This window comes from Aeromonas popoffii, from assembly GCF_037818705.1.
GTDB classification, from domain to species: domain Bacteria; phylum Pseudomonadota; class Gammaproteobacteria; order Enterobacterales; family Aeromonadaceae; genus Aeromonas; species Aeromonas popoffii.
In genome coordinates, this window is sequence record NZ_CP149129.1 from 2,107,157 (window position 1) to 2,123,047 (window position 15,891).

The window sequence follows — 15,891 nt, forward strand, 5'->3', positions numbered from 1 at the left end:
AATGTTGAAGCATGGCGTAATTCGTTTTTCCCTCGTTGCCTGTAGCCTGGCGCTTGCCGGGCTTGCACAGGCCATCGAGCCGGTGCTCAAGGAAAGTGATTTGCCTGTGTTGGCTCAAGAGAGCCAACATGCTACGGCTAGCAAGCGAATTGCCAATCTGTTTACCCGCTCGCATTACAAGCAGTTCAAGCTGGACGATACCTTTTCCTCCGTGATTTACGACAAGTATCTGGAGAATCTGGACTACAGCAGAAACCTGTTTTTGGCCTCTGATATCAGCCGCTTTGAAAAGTACCGTAACGGTTTTGACACCGACTTCGAAAGAGGACGGCTGGCACCTGCCTACGAGATGTTCAATCTGAGTCAGCAGCGGCGTTATGAGCGGTTCGAATACGCCCTCAAACTGCTCGATACTCCTTTCGATTTTACCCAGCCCGACAATTACATCTTTGATCGGGAAGGGGTGGCTTGGCCCAAAGACGAAGCAGAACTCAACGAGTTGTGGCGTCAGCGTGTCAAGTTCGATGCCCTGAGCCTCAAGCTCAGTGGCAAGGAGTGGCCCGAGATCAAGGAGTTGCTTGGCAAGCGTTACAACAATGCCATCAAGCGGATGTCCCAGACCGAGAGCGAGGACGTGTTCCAGCTATTCATGAACTCCTTCGCCCGTGCCATCGAGCCGCACACCAGTTATCTATCCCCGCGTAATGCCGATCGCTTCAACACCGAGATGAACCTCTCGCTGGAAGGCATAGGTGCCGTGTTGCAGGCGGATGATGATTTCACCGTGATTCGCTCCCTGGTACCGGGTGGCCCGGCCGCCAAGTCCAATCACCTCAAGCCCGATGACAAGATAACCGGGGTAGGGCAGGACGATGGCAAGATTGTCGATGTGATCGGCTGGCGTCTCGATGACGTGGTCGAACTCATCAAGGGGCCAAAAGGCAGCAAGGTGAAGCTGGAGATCCAGCGCGGTAAAGGCGCGACCGTCAAGACCGAGCAGATTGAGCTGACCCGCGACAAGGTGCGCCTGGAAGACAGAGCCGCCAAGTCCAAGGTGATTAACGCCGAAGGCAAGAAGATTGGCGTCATCGAGATCCCGAGTTTCTACGTCAATCTGCACGACGACGTGATCAAGGAGCTCTCCAGCCTGAACAAGCAGAATATCGATGGTCTGATCATCGATCTGCGCGGTAACGGCGGTGGTGCGCTGACCGAAGCCTCCGCCCTGAGCGGTCTCTTCTTCGCCAGCGGTCCCGTGGTGCAAATTCGTGATCACATGGGCCGCATCACGGTCAATGGCGATGACGATGGCAACGTCTACTACGGCGGCCCCATGTCGGTGATGATTGACCGCTACAGTGCCTCGGCCTCCGAGATTTTCGCAGCTGCCATGCAGGATTATGGCCGCGCCCTGATCCTGGGTGAAAACTCGTTCGGCAAGGGCACAGTGCAGCAGCATCGCAGCCTCGCCAAGGTCTATGACTTCTACGAGCAGCCACTGGGTCACGTGCAGTACACCATCGCCAAGTTTTACCGGATCGACGGTGGCAGCACCCAGAACAAGGGCGTGGCACCTGACATCCGCTTCCCCACCGCGGTCGCCCCGGAAGAGACGGGCGAGAGCCGTGAGTTCAACGCGCTGCCGTGGGACAAGATAGCCTCGGCCAGCTACGAGAAGCTCGGTAACTTCGTCAGTGTGTTGCCCAAGCTACAGTCGGCGCACGATGCGCGGATCACCAAGGATCCCGAGTTTGCCTATGTGATGCAGGACATCGCCGACTACAAGGAGGAGAAGGACAAGAAGTCGGTCTCCCTCAACGAGGCGGAGCGTCTGGCTGATCAGGCCAAACAGGACGAGAAGGCGCTGACGCGCACCAATGAGCGCCTGGCTCGCCTTGGCAAGCCTGCGGTGAAGAGTCTCGACGAGTTGCCGGCGGATTTTGAAGCCCCCGACGAGTATCTGGTTGAGGCTGCCAATATCACGGCGGATCTGGCCAGACTCAGCAAGCAGGGCTGACGTTGGTTTGTGAAAAAGCATGTATACAAGGGCGACTCAGGTCGCCCTTTCTTTTGGCTGAATGCAAACTATTTGACCCTGCCAACCGGTTGTGACAGCCTCTGACACGTCAATTACAAGCGTGGAAGCAAACAATAATGACCGATCACTCCCAGGCCATGACGGCCAAATATCGCCAGGATTATCAGGCTCCGCTCTACTGGATCGACAGCATAGATCTCGATTTTCAACTGCAGGAGCCGCTGACCCAGGTCACCGCCATCTCCCGTCTGCGTCGCAACGGTGAACACAATGCGCCGCTGGTACTGGATGGGGAGGGACTCTCCCTGCACAGCGTCAGTGTGGATGGCGTGCCTTATCAAGAGTATGAGCAGGGGGAGAGCAGCCTGACGCTGTTCAACCTGCCGGCCGAATGCGTGCTGACAGTCGTTACCCTGCTGGATCCTGCCGCCAACACTGCCCTGGAAGGGCTTTACAAGTCTGGCGATGCCTACTGCACCCAGTGTGAGGCCGAAGGATTCCGCCGGATCACCTATTACCTGGACAGGCCCGACATCCTGGCGCGCTACAGCACCCGCATCACTGCCGACAAGGCCAAATATCCCTTCCTGCTCTCCAATGGCAACAAGGTCGACAGCGGTGAGCTCGATGGCGGCCGCCATTTCGTGCAGTGGCAGGATCCCTTCCCCAAACCGAGCTACCTGTTTGCGCTGGTGGCCGGTGATTTCGATGTAGAGCGTAGCCACTACACCACCAAAAGCGGCCGCAAGGTCGCCCTCGAGATCTTCGTCGACAAGGGCAATCTGGACCGTGCCGGCTTTGCCATGGAGAGCCTTATCCACTCCATGCGCTGGGACGAACAGCGCTTCGGCCTCGAATATGACCTCGACATCTACATGATCGTGGCGGTGGATTTTTTCAACATGGGCGCCATGGAGAACAAGGGACTCAACATCTTCAACTCCAGGTTCGTGCTGGCCAATCCGGCTACCGCTACCGACGTCGACTACCACGGTATCGAGCGGGTGATCGGCCACGAATACTTTCACAACTGGACCGGCAACCGCGTTACCTGCCGTGACTGGTTCCAACTCAGCCTCAAAGAGGGGCTGACCGTGTTCCGGGATCAGGAGTTTTCCTCCGATCTGGGTTCACGCGGGGTCAACCGCATCAACAATGTGCGTACCGTGCGTGGTCCGCAGTTTGCCGAGGACGCCGGTCCCATGGCACACCCCATCCGCCCGGATGGGGTGATAGAGATGAACAACTTCTACACCCTGACCGTTTACGAGAAAGGCTCGGAAGTGATCCGCATGCTGCACACCCTGCTGGGGGAAGCCAACTTCCAAGCCGGGATGAAGCTCTACTTCGAGCGCCACGATGGCCAGGCGGTCACCTGCGATGATTTCGTGCAGGCGATGGAGGATGCTTCCGGTGTGGATCTCGGCCGTTTCCGCCGCTGGTACAGCCAGTCCGGCACGCCGGAGCTGACCGTCACTGACGAGTACGATGCCGCCAGCGGCGTTTATCGCCTCCATGTGAGCCAGCACACCCCGCCGACCCAGGATCAGCCGCAAAAACTGCCGTTGCACATCCCGCTGGACATCGAGCTCTATGACGAACAAGGTGCCGTCATTGCGCTGCAATATCAGGGCAAGGCCATCGGTAACGTGCTCGACGTGCTGGACGAGGTGCAGACCTTCGTGTTCGATCAGGTGCCGGTCAAGCCGGTTCCCTCCCTGCTGCGGGACTTCTCCGCACCGGTCAAGCTGCACTACGACTACAGCGATGAAGCGCTCGCCTTTCTGATGCGCTTTGCCCGCAACGAGTTTGCCCGCTGGGATGCAGCCCAGATGCTGTTCAACAAGGCGGTCATCGACGGGGTGGCACGGGTCCAGCACGGGCAGGGGGTTGAGCTCTCCCAGACCCTGCTGGCAGCTTTTGTCGCCATTTTGGACGATGACGAGCTGGACCCGGCTCTCAAGGCGGAGATCCTGGCGCTGCCGGGGGAGGCTACCCTAGCCGAGTTGTTCGAGGTGGCCGATATCGATGCCATCCATCAGGCGCGGGATACCATTCACACCTCGCTGGCGCAGGCGTTCGGTGCCAGGCTGACGGCCACTTACCAGCGCCTGCGTTTGACCGGTTATCAGGTGGTGCACGCCGATATGGCCAAACGGGCCCTCAAAGGAGTGGTGCTCGGTTATCTGGCGGCACTGAATACCGGGCATGCCGATGCGTTGGTGCGCGAGCAGTATGCGGATGCCGACAACATGACGGATACCCTGGCGGCGCTGCAGGTGGCCAACGGCTATCTGCTGCCATGTCGGGCTGCCTTACTGGCGGACTTCGAGGGCAAGTGGGCCAGGGATGGACTGGTACTGGACAACTGGCTGCGGCTGGTGGGCAGCAAACCTGCCGCCGACGTGCTGGTCGAGGTGCGCCAGGCGATGGCCCACCCCACCTTCAGCATTCGCAACCCGAACCGGCTGCGTGCGCTGATCGGCAGCTTTGCCATGAACAACCAGGTACAGTTCCACGCCGTCGACGGCAGTGGTTACCGCTTCCTGACCGACCTGCTGATCGAGCTCAACGAAGTCAATCCTCAGGTGGCGTCTCGCCTCATCACCCCGCTCATCCAGTTCAAACGACTGGATGAGGCACGCAAGGCGCTGATCCGCGCAGAGCTGCTCCGGCTGTTCAACCTGGACGGGCTGGCACGGGATCTGTTCGAAAAGATAAGCAAGGCGTTGCAGCAGTAATCGAGTGGTGCAGGGCAGGGGAGCCGGCTCTCCTGCCCTGTTTGTCGCGCAGGATGTCAAGGTACCGGCGCGATCGCTCTGTGGTGGCCGTCCATAGGTGTTTTTTATCAGGAGTCACAGTGAAGCAGTTTACTTTCCGGCTGTCGCTCAACAGCGATGAGATCATGCTGATGTATCAGGGCCATGCCAGACGGCTGGTGGTGCGTACCGAGCAGGGTCTGACCATAGAGTTGGCCTTGGAAAAAATCCGGCCATTCGTCGCTATCAATGGTGTATACGGCTATTTTCGGCTGAACACCCAGGATGATTATCGCTTTATCAGCCTGGAACGCATAAATTAACAAAATCTGAACAGGATCCCGAGTAATTATCTGCTTTCAATCACTATCTATCTGGTAAATTCGTGTTCATCCAGTGGGATTTTCTGTTTTTTGCTAAATTGGCAAAATTTTTCACAGCTCAAGCCGTGATCTGCCCCTTGTTTTTAACATCTCCTTATCACCTTTTCTCGCCTTCCTTGATCCAAGACATTACACTGCGCAGCAACTCTGTACCGGTGGGCATCTAGGGTGGATGTCTTTCCGTCGGTGGTTAATGTCGTCCGATAAGGAATATAGCAATGGCATTGAAAGACGCCCCTACCTCAGTTCTGCTCGAAAACGTTCTCAGCCTGATCCATCAGAAGTTGCCCAAGAAGAGTGCCTCCCTGGTCGAGTGCTTCGTTGCCAAGTTCTACGGCAACATGGCCAGCACCGATCTGCATGATCGCAATGACAGCGATCTCTACGGCGCCGCGCTCAGCCTGTGGAATGCGCTCAACCAGCGTACCAGCACGGAGCCCTACATCCGGGTCTACAATCCCGAGCTGACCCGCCACGGCTGGCAGTCTCCCCACACCATCGTCGAGATCATACTGCAGGACTCCCCCTTTCTGGTGGACTCCATCCGCATGACCCTCAAGCGCCTCAACATCACGGCCCACATGATGTTGCACCAGCCGCTGCACCTGATCCGTGGTGCGGATGGCAAGATCAGCGCCATTCTGGATCTCGACAACACGGCAGGGCAGACATCGGTCGAAACCGCCTTCCTTATCGAGATCGATCACTTGACCAGTGACGATCAGATGGAGGCGTTGGCCGCCGAGCTCAACTCGGTTGCCGGTGAAGTGGCCCTGGCGGTCGGCGACTGGCAGCCCATGCTGGGTCGCCTGAACGAGATCATTGACGAGCTGCCCAAGCGCAAGAGCCCGGTCAGCAAGGAGGATGTCGCCTCCTGTGTTGCCTTCCTCAAGTGGGTGGCCGCCCATAACTTCACCCTGATGGGCTATCGCCGCTACGACGTCAAGGCGGTGGAAGGGGATCACGAGATCCTGCCGTTGTCGGACTCCAGCCTGGGACTGATGAAGAATTCCATCAAGGATGAGAGGCAGCGCCTTGGCAACATGCCGGCCAGTGCTCGTCATGCGGCCCTGAGCTCTGATTTGCTGATCCTCACCAAGTCCAACAGCAAGTCCCGGGTTCACCGTCCGGCCTATGTGGATTACATCGGCATCAAGCGTTTTGACGAGCACGGCAAGGTAGTGGGGGAGGATCGCTTCATCGGTCTCTATGCCTCTTCCATCTACAACACCAGTGCGACCCAGATCCCGCTCATCAGCCACCGGCTGGCGCGCATCATGGCCTCGTCCGGTCATGAGAAGGGCTCTCACGCCTACAAGGCCCTACTCAACGTGCTGGAAACCTATCCCCGCGATGAGCTGATCCAGGCGCGCGAAGAGGAGCTGCTGGCCACCGGTCTCGGCGTGCTGGAGATGCAGGAGCGGGACATGCTGCGGCTGTTCGTGCGCCGCGATCTCTACGGTCGTTTCTTCTCCTGCATGGTCTATGTCACCAAGGAGCGCTACAACACGGCGCTGCGGGTCAAGACCCAGCAGATCCTGCAGAAGTATTTCGGCAGCAGCGAAGAGGTGGAATTCAACGTCTACTTCTCCGAAGGCGTGCTGGCGCGGACCCATTACATAGTAAGGGTCAACAATAACAACGTGGATGTGGACGTGAACGAAGTACAGAACAACCTGATTGAAGCGGCCCGTAGCTGGGACGACCGACTCGACTCCGTGCTGCTGACCCATTATGGCGAGGCCCGTGGCAATGCCCTGCGTCGTCGTTTCAGCACCGCCTTCCCCCGTGCCTACAAGGAAGATGTATTGCCGGGCTCCGCCGTGGCCGACATCATTGAGCTGGACAATCTCAGTGAAACCCATTCCCTTGGCATGCTGTTCTACCGTGCCCAGGAGGAAGAGAACGATCGCCGGGTCCGCCTTAAGCTGTTCCACCGCACCGAACCCATTCACCTCTCCGATGTGCTGCCCATGCTGGAAAACATGGGGCTGCGGGTAATTGGCGAGACCCCGTATCAGGTCCGTACCCCTGCTGGGGATGTGTTCTGGATCCTCGATTTCTCCATGCTGCTACGTGGCGATCAGCCGTTTGATCTGGAACAGAGCCAACAGCGCTTCCAGCAGGCATTCGCGGCCGTCTGGAGCCGGGAGTTGGAAGATGACGGTTTCAACCGTCTGGTCCTGGGTGCCAGCCTGACCGGCCGTCAGGTCTCGGTGTTGCGTGCCTACGCCAAGTACATGCGCCAGACCGGTGTCTCCTTCAGTCAGTCTTACATCGAAGAGACGCTCACCCGTTATCCCGACATCGCCCAGCTGCTGTTTACCCTGTTCGAGCAGCGCCTCGACCCGGCTGGCAAACAGGATGCCAAGGTACAGGCCAAGCTCCACGAGCAGCTGGCCGCCAAGCTGGATCAGGTAGCGAACCTGGATGACGATCGCATCATCCGCCGCTATGTGGAGATGATTGACGCCACCCTGCGTACCAACTACTACCAGCTGGACAAGGATGGTCAGGTCAAGCCGTACGTCTCCTTCAAGCTGGCGCCCTCCAGCATCACCGACATGCCGCTGCCGCTGCCGAAATTCGAGATCTTCGTCTATTCACCTCGGGTGGAAGGGGTGCATCTGCGCTGGGGCAAGGTTGCCCGTGGTGGTTTGCGCTGGTCCGATCGCAAGGAAGATTTCCGTACCGAGGTGCTGGGTCTGGTCAAGGCGCAGCAGGTGAAGAACACAGTGATAGTGCCGGTCGGTGCCAAGGGCGGCTTCTATTGCAAACAGATGCCGGTGGGGGCGGCCCGCGCCGTCATCCAGGAGGAGGGCAAGGCCTGCTATCGCCTGTTCATCCGTGGTCTGCTCGATGTGACCGACAACATCATCCAGGGGGAGGTGATCCCGCCAACATCCGTGGTACGCCACGACGAGGATGACTACTACCTGGTGGTGGCGGCCGACAAGGGCACCGCTACCTTCTCCGACATCGCCAACCAGATAAGCCAGGAATATGGTCATTGGCTCGGCGATGCGTTCGCCTCCGGCGGCTCGGTCGGTTATGACCACAAGAAGATGGGTATCACGGCGCGCGGCGCCTGGGAGTCGGTCAAGCGCCACTTCCGTGAGATCGGCATCAACTGCCAGACCACCGATTTCACCTGCGTGGGCATCGGCGACATGGCGGGGGACGTGTTTGGCAACGGCATGCTGCTCTCCGAGCACACCCAGCTGGTGGGCGCCTTCAACCACATACACATTTTCATCGACCCGACGCCCCATGCGGCCAAGGGCTTTGTCGAGCGCAAACGGCTGTTCGAGCTGCCGGGTTCCAGCTGGGATGACTATAACCGCGACCTCATTTCGGCAGGAGGCGGCATCTTCCTGCGCTCAGCCAAGTCCATCAAGCTGAGCCCGCAGATCCAGACCCTGCTCGGTACCGACAAGGCCAGCATGGCGCCGAACGAGCTGATCAAGGCGCTGCTCTGCCTGAATGTGGACTTGCTCTGGAACGGGGGCATCGGCACCTATGTGAAGAGTTCTCGCGAGAGCGATGCCGAAGTGGGGGATCGCAGCAACGACGTGCTGCGGGTCAATGGTCGTGATCTGCGTGCTCACATAGTCGGTGAGGGTGGCAACCTGGGTTTTACCCAGCTCGGCCGGGTGGAATACGCCAGTCAGGGCGGTCGCATCAACACCGATTTTACCGACAACGTGGGCGGGGTGGATTGCTCCGACAACGAGGTCAACATCAAGATCCTGCTCAACCAGCTGGTGGCCGCTGGCGATCTGACCCTCAAGCAGCGTAACCAGATGCTCTATGAGATGACCGACGACGTGGCGCAGATTGTCATCACCAACGCCTACCGCCAGTCCCAGTCCATCTCGGTCACCAGTTTCCGGGGTACCGAGCAGCTCAAGGAGCAGCAACGCTTTATCCAGGGGCTGGAGCGCGAAGGCAAGCTGGATCGGGGGCTGGAGTTCCTGCCCTCTGATGAGGAGCTGTCCGAGCGGATGGCGGCAGGGCAGGGCCTGACCCGTCCCGAGCTGGCGGTGCTGGTGGCTTACGGCAAGATGGTGCTCAAGGAGCAGCTCAACTGCTCGGAGGTCACCGAGGAGCCCTTCCTGGCCAACATGCTGGTCACCAGCTTCCCGACCAAGCTGCAGCAGCAGTTCGGTGCCCAGCTGGCCCAGCATCCGCTGCGGGGCGAGATCATTGCGACCCGGGTGGCCAACATGCTGGTCAATGACATGGGGCTCAACTTCGCCAGCCGGATGAAGGACGAGACAGGCGCCTCGGTGGCCGAAGTGGCCTGCTGTTTCGCCATGGCCCGCGAGGTGTTTGGCTTAGGGGCCCTGTGGCGTGACATCGAAGGGTGCGACAACCAGGTGGATGCCCAGATCCAGCTCGAACTGATGTTCTACAGCCGTCGCATCGTGCGCCGCGCCACCCGCTGGTTCCTGCGTGCCCGCAATCGCAGCTGGAGCATCGCTGAGAACATCGCGTTCTTCCGCCCGGCGTTCGAGACCCTGGCGACCCACCTCTACGAGGTGATGGACGAAAGCGAGGTCGCCGAGCACCAGCAGGCAGTCGCTGCGCTGGTGGCCAAGCAGGTGCCGGATGCCATCGCCCGTCAGGTGGCCCATATGAGCAGCCTCTTCTCCAGCCTGGATTTGGCACAGATTGCCGCGGAGCACAAGACCGACATATTGCGCGCCGCCAACGTCTACTATCGCCTCGGTGCCAAGCTCGATCTGCACTGGTTCCTCGAGCAGATCAACCATCAGCCGGTGGGCAACCACTGGCAGGCGATGGCACGGGCCTCCTTCCGTGAAGATCTGGACTGGCAGCAACGCAGTCTCACATCTGTGGTACTGGAAGGGTGCAAAGATCAGGGAGAATGCGCTACCATACTGGCCGACTGGATTTCGGAGCATGAGCAACTCTTGTCCCGTTGGACCCATATGTTGGCCGACTTCAAGACCACGAGCACCCACGAGTTCGCCAAGTTCTCGGTGGCCTTGCGAGAGTTGAACCTGCTCCAGTTGAATTGCCGAACCTCGGCATAACCCCTAAAGCCCCGGCCAGTTGCCGGGGCTTTTTTAAGGAGCAAAAATGTTGTACCCCCTCGCCAGGCATTTCTTGTTCAAGCTCAATCCTGAACAGGCACACGATCTCTCCATCAAATATTTGCCCCGCCTTCTCGGTACGCCACTGGATTGTTTCTTCCGCCATTCACTGCCCAAACGCCCCGTCACTGTCATGGGGCTTTATTTTGCCAATCCGGTCGGACTGGCTGCGGGTCTGGATAAGGACGGGGAGTGTATCGATGCATTTGGTGCCATGGGGTTTGGCTTTATTGAAGTAGGTACAGTGACCCCCAAGCCCCAGAGTGGCAATGACAAACCTCGTCTGTTCCGGGTTATTCCGGCAGAGGGGATCATCAACCGGATGGGATTCAACAACAAGGGTGTTGACCATCTGGTCGCCCAGGTCAAGAAAGCCAAATATCAGGGTGTCATCGGCATCAATATCGGCAAGAACAAGGACACCCCGATAGAGCAGGGCAAAGACGACTATCTGATCTGCATGGACAAGGTTTATGATCATGCTGGCTATATTGCCGTCAATATTTCTTCCCCCAATACCCCGGGTCTGCGCCAGCTGCAATACGGCGATGCACTCGATGAGTTGCTGGCCGCGCTCAAGGTCCGTCAGCAGGAGCTGGCTGCCCAATATAAGAAGTACGTGCCGCTCGCCGTTAAAATTGCACCGGACTTGAGTTTGGATGAAATTAATCAGGTGGCCGCGTCCTTGATCAAAAACGGGATCGATGGCGTGATAGCCACCAATACTACCCTGGAGCGGGAGATGATCTATGACATGCCCCACGCCGGTGAGGCGGGTGGCCTCAGTGGGCGTCCGTTGCAGCACAAGAGCACAGAGGTGATCCGTCAGCTGGCCAAAGCACTGGACGGCGCACTGCCCATCATAGGGGTGGGGGGCATAGACAGCGCCATGGCAGCGCGGGAGAAGCTGGCAGCGGGTGCCAGTTTGGTCCAGATCTACAGCGGATTTATTTATAAAGGCCCGAATCTGGTCAAAGAGATTGTGACCCATATTTAAGAAATAAATGGGTGCCCTTTATTTAAAGTTGCTGAAATTCTCGACATGGAATAAAGTCGAGTAACGACTTTCAGTAAGGGCGCCCCCATGTGTATCCAACCCAATGACAATTGGCAGTGGCATTATGATGCTCATCATGATCGTCTGATGCTGGATTTATCCGATCGCATGATATTCGCTACCGAATATAAAGGGCGCCAGCTTGTACCCGGTTCCTTCACTACCCAGCCTTTTTGCGTGGACGATGCTGCCCTCTATTATCAGTTAATGGACAAGGCTGTCGAACTCGACTGGAGCACCCCCCATCAGGTCCAGTTGGTACTCAATGCCATCGCTGTCAGTCGCTTTTATAAACCCATGATGCCGCAAAGCTGGTTCTTTGGTGAAGTGCATCCCTTTATTATTCCTGAGACCGGAGCCTTGGTGTGCATGACCACCCTTCATGGCAAGGGGGAATTCATGGTGATCGAGGCGGGTGAACAGGCCAGTGTCTGTCTGAATCTGACGGATGATCTGATGTTGACCGCCAGCAAGATCCTGCCCCGTTTCGGGGTGATCAAGGTCATGAACAACCGCATGATCGCCAGAGTACCGGCCCAGACACAATACCGTCAGGTGGGCTGATGTTTCGCTCTTGTCTTCTGTAGGAGGGTGTAAAATAACCTGATGTCATCCTGACTCAGGGTATTTCTCTTCATTATGAATGCAACATGACAATTCCTGCCTGGTCACACTGATATTTTTTCTCGTTCACCGCTATTAACCTTGCAAATGTGAGCTGTGCCACTTGAGGCTCACCTGTAAACGCCGTAGTCTCAAAATTGTGCTGTGTAATAGATGTGTATCCGGTTGATACGTGTCAGCAACATGATCAGGGAAACGACTCATGACAATAAACAAGTATCTACTAACTAGTAGTCTATTATTTTTGCCTTTCACAGTCTCTGCGACAGAAGATCTGTCGGTCCTCATCTATGGAGCATCAATCCACAGTGATTGCCAAGCGGCAAAAGGACCGCACGGAAAAACCTGTGACTTCAACAATATCAACCCGGGCCTCGGGATAGATTGGGTTTTTCTGGGGGATAGCGATACCGGCAAACTCTCATTGCGTGGTGGCGGTTATGAGGACTCTTACGAAAAGTTTGCGGTCTATGCAGGCTTTATGTATCGCAAGGAGTGGTATCTCACCGAGAGCTTCTTCGCCGGTCTGGGGCTGCAGGCTGGTTATCTTGATGGCTCAGGCATCAATGGCTTTGCGGTATTGCCGGTAGTCAGCCTGGGGTATAAAAATCTGGCTCTGGAAATCGGGTATGCCCCCAAGCTGGATAATGTGCCCGGCAGAAAACACGTGGCGGTGACATCATTCGGCCTGCGTTGGGCAATTTGATGCCATTTTTATGGCTCTAAAAGACCCGCGAGATGCGGGTTTCTTATATTTGGCTTATGGCCAAGTCAGTCTGAATAGATCACGAATGATAAGTATCCAGTGACATCATCCAAAGCAAGCGAGTTTTTTCAATCCAGATGTCGGCCATGGCCAACAGCATTATTTTCATACTCTAATGCAGCTAACAAAAATGCCCTCGCATCAAGAAGATGAGAGGGCGCAAAAACACTCTACAGGAGGGATAAGCTGTTATTCCAGCCACCAAACTAGTCTAAGGCTTATGGTGGTGCCTGAAACCTGATAGATATGACAGTCTGGCAGTTTAACAAATGGGGGAAGCGGACAGTAAAAAAATAGCCCTCCTGTATACGGACGATAACGGGAGGGCAAAACACGGGGTAACGAAAGTACATGCTTTGTCGCAAGGACAATAACTCAGAGAGCCTTGTTTGGCGCCTGTCAAATATGGCAGTCATGATGTGTTTATATCCGCCGCGTCACGGATGTTGATGATATTTGCCTGCTGGCAAGGGAAGTCTAGCTCGACGCAGGTTGCCGCGAGTGTGCGGCGATACCCTGTCACCCCATCAGCTGACCTTGCTCAAGGCATCATCGGATGCCTGGCATGGCTGACCTGGTATCAAGGGATGGCAGAATGGGCGGGGATAAACGCCCTGTTTCTGGCGTCATCACCAAGCTTTTGCTGCTCCGGATCGGCTCTTAAGGTATAATGCGGCACTATTTTTATGGGTTCCCCGTGAGCGTGATGAAAGAATTTTTTGCAACCTGCCCCAAGGGGCTGGAAAACCTGTTGGCCGACGAGCTGACCACCCTGGGCGCAGAGCAGGTCCGTGAGACCGTTGCTGGCGTCCACTTTAAAGGCGAACTGGCGATTGGCTACAAGGCCTGCCTGTGGAGCCGTTTTGCCTCCCGTATCGTGCTGGTGCTGTCCGAATTCCAGATGAACGACGATCTGGATCTCTATCTGGGCGCCCACACCATCCCCTGGGAAGAGCACTTCTCCGGTACCTCCACCATAGCGGTGGACTTTACCGGTACCAACCCCGCCATTCGCAATACCCAGTACGGCGCGCTGAAAATCAAGGATGCCATCGTCGATCGCTTCACCAAGCGGGGTCACGTGCGCCCGGATGTGGACAAGAAGTCGCCGGATATCCGCATCATGGCGCACCTGGGCAAAGGCAAGGCCAATATCACGCTGGACTTGTCAGGCCCGGCGCTGCACCAGCGTTTCTATCGTCAGGGCACAGGCGAAGCGCCGCTCAAAGAGAACCTGGCCTGCGCCATGATAGCCCGTAGCGGCTGGGCTGGTGAGTCCATGATGGATCCCATGTGCGGCTCCGGTACCTTGCTGATTGAAGCTGCCTTCATCGCCGCCGACATGGCGCCGGCCCTGCGCCGCGAGCGCTTCGGTTTTGATCGCTGGCTGCAACACGATAGCGAGCTGTGGCAGAGCCTGATGATGGAAGCCCAGGTGCGCGCCAAGCGCGGCATGCAGCGCTGCGAAGTGAAGCTGTTTGGCTGCGATGCCGACCCCCGCGTGCTGCTGAAGGCCCGCGATAACGCCAAGGCGGCCGGGGTGGCGCACCTGATTACCTTCAAGCAGGCCGAAGTCAGTGCACTGGATAACCCCTTGCCGATGGCGAGCGTCGAAGGGGAGGCCCGTCAGGTCGGCATGCTGATCTCCAACCCGCCCTATGGCGAGCGTCTTGGCGAATTCCCGGCGCTGCTGGAAGTGCACCAGGCCCTCGGCGATGCCCTGCGTCGCAGCTTCCAGGGCTGGCGCGTCTCCATTCTCTCTGCCTCGCCCGAGCTGTTGAGCTGTCTGCGTCTGCGTGCCGACAAGCAATATCGTCTGTTCAACGGGGCGCTCGAGTGTCAGCTGCGTAACTATCAGATCGCGCTCGACTCCGTGGCATCCCAAAAAGAGGTGGCGCAGGACTTTGCCAACCGCCTGCGCAAGAATCTTAAAACCCTCGAGAAGTGGGCCAACAAAGAGGGCATCGACTGCTATCGCCTCTATGACGCCGACTTGCCGGAATACAACGCCGCCATCGACCGCTATCAGGACTATCTGGTGGTGCAAGAGTATGCCGCGCCCAAGGACATCCCCGCTCAGAAGACCCGCCAGCGTCTGCTCGACATGGTGCAGGCCGCCATCAAGGTGACCGGCATGGACGGCGAGAAGGTGATCCTGAAAGTGCGCGAGCGTCAGGAGGGCAAACAGCAGTATCAGAAGCTCGCCGCCGAGCAGCACCGGATGGAAGTGCAGGAGTACGGTGCCCGTCTGTGGGTCAACCTCTACGACTATCTGGATACCGGCCTGTTCCTCGACCACCGTCAGACTCGCCGCATGCTGGGTCAGATGGCCAAGGGAAAACGCTTCCTGAACCTGTTCGCCTATACCGGCAGTGCCACTGTGCACGCAGGTCTTGGCGGTGCCAGCGAGACCACCACGGTCGACATGTCCCACACCTACCTGAATTGGGCGCAGGACAACATGCGGCTCAACTCGCTGGTGGGCCGTCAGCACAAGTTTGTGCAGGCCGATTGCCTGAAGTGGTTGTCGGAAGCGGATGAGCAGTACGACCTCATCTTCATCGATCCGCCGACGTTCTCCAACTCCAAGCGGATGGACGAGAGCTTCGATGTACAGCGCGATCACCTGCTGCTGATGCAGCACCTGAAGCGTCTGCTGGCGGCCGATGGCACCCTGGTGTTTTCCAACAACAAGCGCCACTTCAAGATGGATCTGGCTGGCCTTGAGGCCGCAGGTCTCAAGGCTCGCAACATCACCCAGCAGACCCGACCGAAGGACTTCGAGCGTAACCAGCATATCCACAACTGCTGGATCATCACCCACGCCGAGGCGCCAGCAGAAGCTTGATGCTGACCCTGTTTCACACCGACGGCTGCCATCTGTGCGAACAAGCATGGGGGCTGGTGGAGGAGGCCGGACTGGCTGACCAGACTCGCCAGTGCGACATCATGGACGATGCCCAGTGGCTTGCCGCCTATCGGGTGCGTATTCCGGTGCTGCGGGATGAGGCAGGGCGTGAGCTGGGCTGGCCCTTCACACGGGTTGAGTTGAAGGCCTGGATTGCACGTCAGGATTAATGCTGATTTGACGATGAAACGGGAGCAGACCCAGTCTGTCGCCCGTTTTTTCATATGAAATAAGGA

Annotated in this window: 9 protein-coding genes; all 9 read left to right on the plus strand. The window is 57.5% G+C overall.

Annotated elements, in window-relative coordinates:
* Window position 1 precedes the first annotated feature (1 nt).
* Window positions 2–2,017, plus strand: a complete 2,016-nt coding sequence (gene prc / locus WJM78_RS09680; RefSeq protein ID WP_339015368.1) for a carboxy terminal-processing peptidase — start codon at window positions 2–4, stop codon at window positions 2,015–2,017.
* A 137-nt stretch (window positions 2,018–2,154) separates the two neighbouring features.
* Window positions 2,155–4,779 (plus strand): aminopeptidase N, encoded by a 2,625-nt coding sequence (pepN, locus tag WJM78_RS09685; RefSeq protein WP_339015369.1) that lies wholly within the window; start codon window positions 2,155–2,157, stop codon window positions 4,777–4,779.
* A 119-nt stretch (window positions 4,780–4,898) separates the two neighbouring features.
* Window positions 4,899–5,120 (plus strand): DUF2835 family protein, encoded by a 222-nt coding sequence (locus WJM78_RS09690; RefSeq protein WP_042037798.1) that lies wholly within the window; start codon window positions 4,899–4,901, stop codon window positions 5,118–5,120.
* Between the two features lie 278 nt (window positions 5,121–5,398).
* Window positions 5,399–10,240: an NAD-glutamate dehydrogenase gene (locus tag WJM78_RS09695; RefSeq protein WP_339015370.1), complete on the plus strand. Its 4,842-nt coding sequence runs from the start codon at window positions 5,399–5,401 to the stop codon at window positions 10,238–10,240.
* Window positions 10,241–10,286: 46 nt separating this feature from the next.
* Window positions 10,287–11,297, plus strand: coding sequence for a quinone-dependent dihydroorotate dehydrogenase (gene pyrD, locus WJM78_RS09700; RefSeq protein WP_212513194.1), 1,011 nt, complete (start codon window positions 10,287–10,289; stop codon window positions 11,295–11,297).
* 87 nt (window positions 11,298–11,384) lie between these two features.
* Window positions 11,385–11,921: a cell division protein ZapC gene (locus WJM78_RS09705; RefSeq protein ID WP_339015373.1), complete on the plus strand. Its 537-nt coding sequence runs from the start codon at window positions 11,385–11,387 to the stop codon at window positions 11,919–11,921.
* Window positions 11,922–12,183: 262 nt separating this feature from the next.
* Complete coding sequence (locus tag WJM78_RS09710) at window positions 12,184–12,687, plus strand: hypothetical protein (protein WP_287147326.1); 504 nt, start codon at window positions 12,184–12,186, stop codon at window positions 12,685–12,687.
* A gap of 730 nt (window positions 12,688–13,417) precedes the next feature.
* A complete protein-coding gene (gene rlmKL, locus WJM78_RS09715; protein WP_339015375.1) occupies window positions 13,418–15,595 on the plus strand; it encodes a bifunctional 23S rRNA (guanine(2069)-N(7))-methyltransferase RlmK/23S rRNA (guanine(2445)-N(2))-methyltransferase RlmL in 2,178 nt (725 codons plus the stop codon).
* On the plus strand, window positions 15,595–15,825 hold the full coding sequence (locus WJM78_RS09720) for a glutaredoxin family protein (RefSeq protein WP_108536998.1): 231 nt from the start codon (window positions 15,595–15,597) through the stop codon (window positions 15,823–15,825). Before rlmKL ends, WJM78_RS09720 begins: the two co-directional genes overlap by 1 nt.
* Window positions 15,826–15,891 lie beyond the last annotated feature (66 nt).